General features: G+C 64.3%; 9 protein-coding genes. 3 read left to right on the top strand and 6 right to left on the bottom strand.

The window, feature by feature from the left end; all coding sequences use genetic code 11:
* Positions 1-673: LysR family transcriptional regulator (locus tag EOA60_RS10915; protein ID WP_164899260.1), on the bottom strand; the 673-nt coding region annotated here is incomplete at its 3' end.
* 1 nt (position 674) lies between these two features.
* On the bottom strand, positions 675-1,577 hold the full coding sequence (locus EOA60_RS10920; protein ID WP_127335471.1) for a S1C family serine protease: 903 nt from the start codon (positions 1,575-1,577) through the stop codon (positions 675-677).
* A 211-nt stretch (positions 1,578-1,788) separates the two neighbouring features.
* On the opposite strand from EOA60_RS10920, the gene yghU reads away from it, so the two are divergent.
* Positions 1,789-2,658: a glutathione-dependent disulfide-bond oxidoreductase gene (yghU, locus tag EOA60_RS10925; RefSeq protein ID WP_066998468.1), complete on the top strand. Its 870-nt coding sequence runs from the start codon at positions 1,789-1,791 to the stop codon at positions 2,656-2,658.
* Positions 2,659-2,822: 164 nt separating this feature from the next.
* Here yghU and EOA60_RS10930 read toward each other — a convergent pair whose 3' ends face one another.
* Complete coding sequence (locus EOA60_RS10930; protein WP_095824515.1) at positions 2,823-3,368, bottom strand: YbhB/YbcL family Raf kinase inhibitor-like protein; 546 nt, start codon at positions 3,366-3,368, stop codon at positions 2,823-2,825.
* A 362-nt stretch (positions 3,369-3,730) separates the two neighbouring features.
* Between EOA60_RS10930 and EOA60_RS10935 the strand changes: the two genes are divergently transcribed.
* A complete protein-coding gene (locus EOA60_RS10935; protein ID WP_095824669.1) occupies positions 3,731-4,084 on the top strand; it encodes a hypothetical protein in 354 nt (117 codons plus the stop codon).
* A 241-nt stretch (positions 4,085-4,325) separates the two neighbouring features.
* Here the strand turns inward: EOA60_RS10935 and EOA60_RS10940 are convergent, their stop codons facing one another.
* Positions 4,326-5,492 (bottom strand): PLP-dependent aminotransferase family protein, encoded by a 1,167-nt coding sequence (locus EOA60_RS10940; protein ID WP_179293628.1) that lies wholly within the window; start codon positions 5,490-5,492, stop codon positions 4,326-4,328.
* A gap of 402 nt (positions 5,493-5,894) precedes the next feature.
* Between EOA60_RS10940 and EOA60_RS10945 the strand changes: the two genes are divergently transcribed.
* The gene (locus EOA60_RS10945) at positions 5,895-6,209 is read left to right on the top strand and encodes a GYD domain-containing protein (protein WP_095824517.1); all 315 of its coding nucleotides are present in this window, start codon (positions 5,895-5,897) and stop codon (positions 6,207-6,209) included.
* A gap of 129 nt (positions 6,210-6,338) precedes the next feature.
* Here the strand turns inward: EOA60_RS10945 and EOA60_RS10950 are convergent, their stop codons facing one another.
* Together EOA60_RS10950 and EOA60_RS10960 are read right to left on the bottom strand one after the other, a co-directional pair.
* Positions 6,339-6,494, bottom strand: a complete 156-nt coding sequence (locus EOA60_RS10950) for a DUF1127 domain-containing protein (protein WP_095824518.1) — start codon at positions 6,492-6,494, stop codon at positions 6,339-6,341.
* Positions 6,495-6,896: 402 nt separating this feature from the next.
* Positions 6,897-7,978 (bottom strand): amidohydrolase family protein (locus EOA60_RS10960; protein WP_128311350.1); only part of this gene is annotated, 1,082 nt, incomplete at its 5' end.

Below are 7,978 nucleotides of genomic sequence, written 5' to 3' on the forward strand. Positions count from 1 at the left end.
TGCCAGCCGCGGCCGCGAGCTTCGGTCCGCCGAGGCCCGCCTCGGTGAAGGCCGTGTCGACCATGGCGCGGTAGACGCATCCGGTTTCGGTGGCGACGAAGCGCTTTTCGGCAAGCTCCCCCAGATCGACATCCGCCCGGTTCTCGCCCGGCGGCGCGATCAGCACCAGTGGCTCGGCCGCGACGGGGCGCCTGGCGAAGCGCTCGTCGGGCTCGCTGGCGCCCGGTCTGTCGAAGCAGAAGGCGACGTCGATCCCGCCCTCTCCCAGCCTGCGGCGCAACTCGCCGCTGCCTGCGATTTTCAGCCTGATGTTGATGTCGGGATGAACGGCCTGGAAATCGGCGAGCCAGCCGGGAAGTTTTGCCGAAGCGATCGTCTCGAGCGCGCCGATCGACAGGCTGCCGGCCGTCTCGGCCTTGGTGGCATCGATGGCGGCCCGGGCGTCGTCGGCGAGCGCCAGCAATTCCTCGGCGTAAGCTTGCAGCGCCTCGCCGGCCGGGGTCAGGTCCAGCCCTTGCCGCGACCGTGTGAACAGCGTCGCGCCCAGCTCGGCCTCGAGCGACTGGATCTGGTCGCTGACGCTCGACTGCGCGAGATTGAGCTCGCCCGCCGCGCGCGTGACGTTGCGTGTGCGCGCGACCGCGAGAAAGGTCTTCAGCAGCCTTGGATGCACGTTACTGCAGCTGCGGCTTCTTGAGGAAGGAGTTGCGGTCGGCCGATTTTACGCGAAGCCAGGTCTCACGGCCGTCGCGCACGACGCGCAACGGAATTTCCGCGCCGGCCGGGTTCTGCCAGAGTTTTCGATAGAAGTCGGCGAGACCGTCAACCTCGCCGTCGCGCACGTCGGAGATGATGTCGCCTTGGCGAAGGCCAGCCTTTGCCGCGGGACCACCTTCGGCGACGCTCATCACCACCACCATGCCGTTCGACTCCGCCGAGAAGGCGCCGAGCCACGGGCGCGGCGGCTTGGCGACCTGGCCGCGCTTGACCAGATCGTCGAGGATCGGCGTCAGAAGGTCGATCGGCACGATCATGTTGATGTCGGCAACCTCGCCGGCGCGGCTCATCTGCAGGCGCAGCGAGCCGACGCCGAGCAGCTTGCCGTCACGGTCGAACAGCGCAGCACCACCCCACGACGGATGCGCCGGCGCGGTGAAGATCGCCTCGTCGATGAGATATTCCCAATAGCCGGCGAATTCCTGCTTGGTGACGATGTGGGCGTCGACCTGCTGGCCGATGCCGTCGGCAAGCGTCACGGCGTCGCCGATATTGGCCTTCCTGGCGTTGCCAAACTTGACCGCCGGCAGGCCGAGCGGCGCCAGCGCCTGCACCAGGCCGAAGCCGGTCTCCTGGTCATAGGCCAGCGCATGCGCCGCAACCACGCGGCCGTCCTGGTCGGTCAGCCAGACCTCCTCGGCCTCGGTGACGAGATAGCCGATGGTGAGAACCAGCCCGCTGTCGCGGATCACCACGCCGCTGCCCTCACGGCGCGTGCCCAGCGCATTGGCGGTGAAGGCGTCGTCCGGAACCGTGGCGCGCACGGCCACGACGGAGCGCGAGATTTTTTCGATGGTCATCGTCGATCCTGAATTACGGGTCTTTTTCTATAAGTATGGCCAAAGGGACGCGGTGCAAGGGCATCTGTCCCTGACGGAGAAGGCGGGGCGCTGCTGGCCCAAGCGTTAGTTCAACGAAATTTGAACTTTTTTCTTTGACGCCCGCGCAACCGCACCTAAATCTTGCGCCAACGAACCCCGCATCCCGCTCACAGCAACAAGGCCTCCCGAGATGAACCAGTACAACCCGCCGAAAGTCTGGACCTGGAACAAGCCGAATGGCGGCACCTTCGCCTCCATCAACCGGCCAGTCGCCGGGCCGACGCACGAGAAGGAATTGCCTGTCGGCAAGCATCCGCTTCAGCTCTATTCGCTGGCCACGCCCAACGGCCAGAAGGTGACGATCATGCTGGAGGAGTTGCTGGCGCGCGGCCACAAGGGCGCCGAATACGACGCCTGGCTGATTCGCATCAATGACGGCGACCAGTTCGGCTCGGGCTTCGTCGAGGTCAATCCGAACTCCAAGATCCCGGCGCTGATGGACCGCAGCGAGCCGAAGCCGGTGCGCGTGTTCGAGTCGGGCTCGATCCTCACCTATCTGGCGGAAAAATTCGGCGAGTTTCTGCCGACGGAGCGTGCAGCGCGGGCCGAAACCTTCTCGTGGCTGTTCTGGCAGATGGGCTCGGCGCCCTATCTCGGCGGCGGCTTCGGGCATTTCTACGCCTATGCGCCGGAAAAGATCGAATACGCCATCGACCGCTTCGCCATGGAAACCAAGCGGCAGATGGACGTGCTGGATCGGCGGCTGGCGGAAAGCGAGTATCTCGCCGGGCCGGATTACACCATCGCCGACATGGCGGTCTGGCCCTGGTATGGCGGGCTCGCCAAAGGCCGCAGCTACAACGATGCCGCGCAGTTCCTCGCCGTGCATGAATACAAGCACGTGCAGCGCTGGGCCGACGCGATCGACGCCAGGCCTGCGGTAAGGCGCGGCCGCATGGTCAACCGCATCTCCGGCGATCCGGCCTCCCAGCTGCACGAGCGCCACGACGCCAGCGATTTCGAGACGAAGACGCAGGACAGGTTGCAAGCGGCGGAGTGAGCTGCTGATCTCCCCTTGCGGGGGAGATGTCGCCGAAGGCGACAGAGAGGGTCGGCGCGCATGATGCGCCAACTTGCCCTCTTATTGTTCTTCGGGCGTCGGCGCTACGCGCATCGACCCGCTTTGGCCTGCCGGCCATCTCCCCCCTCGAGGGGGGAGATCAGCTACCTCCCGTAGGTATACGTCACACTGGCCTCCGCCAGCGCCTGGCTCTTCGCCGCGACCGACACCATTTCGGGCGACGGATTTTCCGGCGTGCGCAGCTTCGCCTCACTCAGCGCATAGATCGTGAAGACATAGTGGTGCGTGCCGCTGCCGGGCGGCGGACATGGGCCGAAATAGCCGGTGCGACCGACGCCGCCCATGCCGGACACCGTGCCCTTCGGCAGGCGCTTGCCGCCTTTGGAGCTGGCGCCTTCGGCGAGGCCCTTGGCGCTTGCCGGGATGTTCCAGGCAAGCCAATGCCAGAACCCCTTGCCGTCGTTGGCGTCGGGATCGAACATGGTGAGCGCGTAGCTCCTGGTGCCCGCCGGCGGATCCTTCCAGGCAAGCGCGATCGAGACGCTCTTGCCGCCGCATCCGGGCTTGTCGCCGAGATATTTTGCGTCCCACTTGTCGTTGGAAACCGACGGGCTGGAGATCTCGAAGGCGAATGCCTGAGTGGCGAAGGCAGCGAAGGCAAGTCCAATCAGGCTGAGGCGCGAAGTCATGGCTTCACTCCTTCTACTTGGATTGCCCAAAGTCTATCCGAAAGGCGCGCCGGAGCCGAGCAACTTTGCGTGACGGGTCGGCAGGCGCCGGAGCTGCCGATCTCCCTTACAAGGAGAGGATCCGGAGCACTGCGGATGACCAGTGTCACGCGCGGCGATGCGTGTATACTATCCCCCCTCTCGCCAACCCGGGCGACAGATTTGTCCTTGCCGGCCCTTCCTGAAAGTGCCGCCACGCGATCTGGCTGTTGGCTCAGAAAAACAGAGCTATGCGGTTCTTCACGAATTTTTTCAGCCGGAACATCCCCTGGAAAGCTCCGTTGGAAACTTAGTCAACGATGCAAACCAATGGAGATTTCCTGATGATGAAGAAGATTCTCGCAGCTTCCGTTCTTACCCTGGCGCTCGCGACCTCGGGCGCCATGGCTCAGACAGCCGGCGCGAGCGGCGACGCCAGCGGCAGCGTTTCGGGCGGCGTCTCGGGCACGACTGGCGGCGCCTCGGGCAGTGCGACGGGCGGTGCCACGGTCACCACGCCGACAACCCCTGGCACGGATACGACCACCACGAATTCCACGAATTCCATGAATTCCACGAATTCGACGAACCAGCCGGCCGGCATGCAGGATCGCTGCAAGGATACGGGCGCCAACGATACCGACAACAACACGGCCAGCGGCAATACGACCTCGAACATGCAGAACTGCAACAAGTAGGGCGGTTTCGATTCGCGCCGGATCGCCGACACAAAAAAGCCCCGCCGGTGGAAGCCGTCGGGGCTCTTTCGTTGAGGCCTTGAAGGTGGGACTTCGCTGCCTGCCGATCCAGGGGGTGTTGGATCGGCCGCGACCCTAGCCGAAGAATCGGCGGGGCTATAATCACGGCTGCGCACTACCAATCACGCCTGCGCGAGAAGGAGGTGATAGCCGGCTGTCGATCTCTCTTTGAGGGAATTGGCTACCTCAGCAGCTTCGCCAATCGCGGCACGCCCTCGCCCACCGCGCGGTCGTCGGCCAGCGTGAAGGACATGCGCAGCGTGTTGCGGCCAGTGCCGTCGGCGTAAAAGGCGTTGCCCGGCACGAAGGCGACGCGCGCCTCTTTTACCGAACGCGCCAGCAACGCGGTGGCGTCAGTGCCTTCGGGCAGCGTCAGCCAGACGAACATGCCGCCTTCCGGCCGGCTCCAGGAAATGCCGTCCGGCATGTTTTCCTCGAGCGCGCCGAGCAGCGCGTCGCGGCGACGGCGATAGGCACCGATCAGCTTCTCCACCTGGGCGTCGAAGATGGTCTCGGCAACGCGATGCATGACCATCTGGTTGATCGACGGGCTGTGCAGATCGGAGGCCTGTTTCATCAGCACCAGCTTTTCCACCACATGGCGCGGCGCGCAGACCCAGCCGACGCGCATGCCTGGCGACAGGATCTTGGAGAAGGAGCCGCAAAAGAGCGTGCGGGCATTGTCGATGCCGCCCGAGCGGGCACAATCCAGCGCCAGGATCGGCGGCACCGCCTCGCCGTCATACCGCAGCGCCCGATAGGCGGCGTCCTCGATGACGGCGATGTCGAGCTCGCCGGCGAGGTCGAGCACCGCCTCGCGCTGCTTGCTATCCAGCGTGTTGCCAGTCGGGTTGGCGAAATCCGGCACCAGATAGGCGAATTTCACCTTGCCGCCGTTGCCCGCGGCTGCCGCGCGATAGGCCTCCGGCGTCATGTTGCCGCCGGCAATGTTCAGCCGGTCGTAACGCGGCTCGTAGGCGTTGAAGGCCTGCAGCGCGCCGAGATAGGTCGGCCAGGTGACCAGCGCGGTATCGCCCGGCGACAGAAACAGCTTGCCAAGATAGTCGAGCGCCTGCTGCGAGCCGGAGGTGATGAAGATGTTGCCCTCGTCGCATCGGATGCCGAGTCCGCCCATATAGCCGGCCAGCCATTTGCGCAGCGGCAGGAAACCTTCGCTGACCTGGTATTGCAGCGCGGCCCCCGCTTCCGCGCCGCCGAGCACGGCCTGATAGGCGTCGCCGATGGCCTCGGCCGGAAACAGCGAGGCATCGGGAATACCGCCGGCGAACGAGATGATGTCGGGCTGATCGAGCAGCTTCAGGAGCTCGCGGATTTCCGAGGCCTTCATGCGCGAGGAGCGCGAGGCCAGAAGGTTCAACACGGTCAAAGCGCACCTCCCGCAGTGCTTCGTTCAGGGTCTTAGCATTTAGGTCAGCTTCGTTGACCTATTATCAGGCCACGTCCGTCGCGTGAATACACAAAACGGCCATGGCGCATCGCTCCGACGACATTTGACCCACATATCCTGACGGAGATATCTGACACGACGGCGGTCCGCTCATCGCGGGATTGTCGTAATATTAGAATAGGCGCATATTGTCGCAAGCCGAAGCCGTGCTCCGGCTGAACCGCCTGTTGGCCATGGTGCCCGGGCGGTCCGTGACCAAGTCAAATGTCAGTGAAACAACAATCACCTCGGCTGCTCAAACCATTGAGCAGCCTGAGGCAATGATATTTGGAGGAGATAGCCATGAAGGTCACCATACTGGCAAGTTACGAACCCCATGCCGCCAAAGGGCTGATGCAGGGATCGAACCGCGAAGCTGCAATCCAGGCGCTCTTTGAAAGCGTCGGCGGCAGGATGAGCAGCGTCATGTTCACGCGCGGCATTTACGACGTCGTCGTCAATGGCGAGGTGCCGGATCAGGTCGCCGGGATGGGCATGGCCCTTGCCGTGCGCGCGAGCGGCTCGTTGAGCGAGCTGGTCGTCCTCGAAGAACTCGACATGAAGGCGGTGCTCGAGGTCGCCAACAAGGCTGCCGGGGCCTACAAGCCCGCCGGCTGACGGCCTGGCCAGGCAGCAGGGACGGCGCGTTCGTCGTCCCGTGCTGCCGGCATCACGTCACCGCAGGCCGAGGCTTTGCTTATGCATGCCCTTATCCCCAAACCGCTCCGCACTTTGGGCAACAATGCATTAGAACGGCAATCGAATCTCGTCGTCCCGGGCCGTATCGGGCCATCCGATGTCCTTGCGGATCTCCGGCGGCAGTTCGTTCAGCTCGCGCGTCGTCCTGCGGCGCCTGCTCGCCTGCGCGAACGCGGCGCGAATTCGGTTAAGGCTCTTAAACATCGCAACCTCCACAAAGCAGCGGCAGAACTGGCGGCCGCCCTCCGGGCGCCGCTTTTCAGGTGCGTCTGTAACCAGGCGATTGCGCGCAGACGGTGAAATGCTTCACGAAGCCGGAGCGGCCTGAAACATTTGTGTGCGAATTAAATTGGGTTTCGACGTCGCGGCACTAGACTAGAGGCGAGTGCCAACAGGCGGCGCTGCCGGCAATAACGGGCGCACAATTGCTGATTGCCTTGTCCGCCAAGATAGGCGTCAGGTGTTAGTCCGTACCACCGGAAGGAAGTTGCTGCGCGGTCTGCGCCGAGAGCCGGCCTTTGCGGACGAACGTCGGCTTCGAATATTCTTTTTTCATGGCGAAATCTCCCCTGCCTCGCCGGAAAATGCGGTACGGCTATCGGACTGTCAAGCAGATGGCAGGCCGGTGAGGCCGGCCCGATCAACCACCTTCCCGTCCCTGATCACTTCCCTGCCCGCGCGATACACGGTCCGCTCCTTCGGCACGGCCACCACCGCTTCCGGCACATGCTCGGCCCTGAGCGCGACGAAATCGGCCTTGGCGCCGACGGCGATGCCATAGCCTTCGAGTCCTAGCGCCCTGGCGCCGGCATGGCTCACCACGTCGTAGGCGGCTTCCAGCTCGCGATCCTCGTAGAAGCCGGAGCGGTAGCCGATCATGTTGGCGCGGTTCAGCATGTCGCCATCGCCGTAGGGCCACCAGGAATCGCGGATGTTGTCGGAGCCGGCAAAGACCGTGACGCCCGCCTTGCGCAATGCCGCCACCGGCGGGAAAGGATGGTTGCCGGGCGCGTTGGTCATGATGGCGACGCCGGAGGCGGCGAGCAGCTCGCCGGCTTCGGCCAGCGCGTCGGCGGAAATGTCGCCCAGCGCATAGGCGTGGCTGACAGCGACTTTGCCTTGCATGCCCAGTGCCGTGGTCCGCGCGGCGATCTCCTCGATCTCGAACAGGCCGAGGGTGCCGCCGTCATGCAGGTGGATATCGATTCCGGCGCCGTGTTTTTCGGCAAGGCCGAAGACGACGTCGAGATGGCCCTTCACATCGCGGTCGAAGCTTGCCGGGTCCAGCCCGCCGATCAGATCGCAGCCGAGCTTCAAAGCCTCGTCCAGAAGCTCGGCGGTGCCGGGCGACGACTGGATGCCGCTTTGCGGGAAGGCGACGAGCTGGATGTCGATCAGCTCGCGATATTTTTCGCGCACGGCAAGGATCGTCTCGACATGTTTCAGCCCGACCGCGGCGTCGACCATGACGTGGCTGCGCATCGCAAGGCTGCCATTGCCGATGCAAAGCTCGAGCTGGTTTTTCGCGCGCTCTTCCATCGGCGCGGCCTGCTCGAGGTTCCGCATCTGGAAGGCGACCCGCTCGCGCACATCGAAGCCGTTGGTGCAGGGAATGTGCGAGCGCCAGGCATCGCCATCGAAGGAGGTGTCGAGATGGATGTGGCCCTCGACGAAGGCCGGCAGCACGA

It is taken from the genome of Mesorhizobium sp. M1A.F.Ca.IN.020.06.1.1, from assembly GCF_004023265.1.
GTDB lineage: Bacteria > Pseudomonadota > Alphaproteobacteria > Rhizobiales > Rhizobiaceae > Mesorhizobium.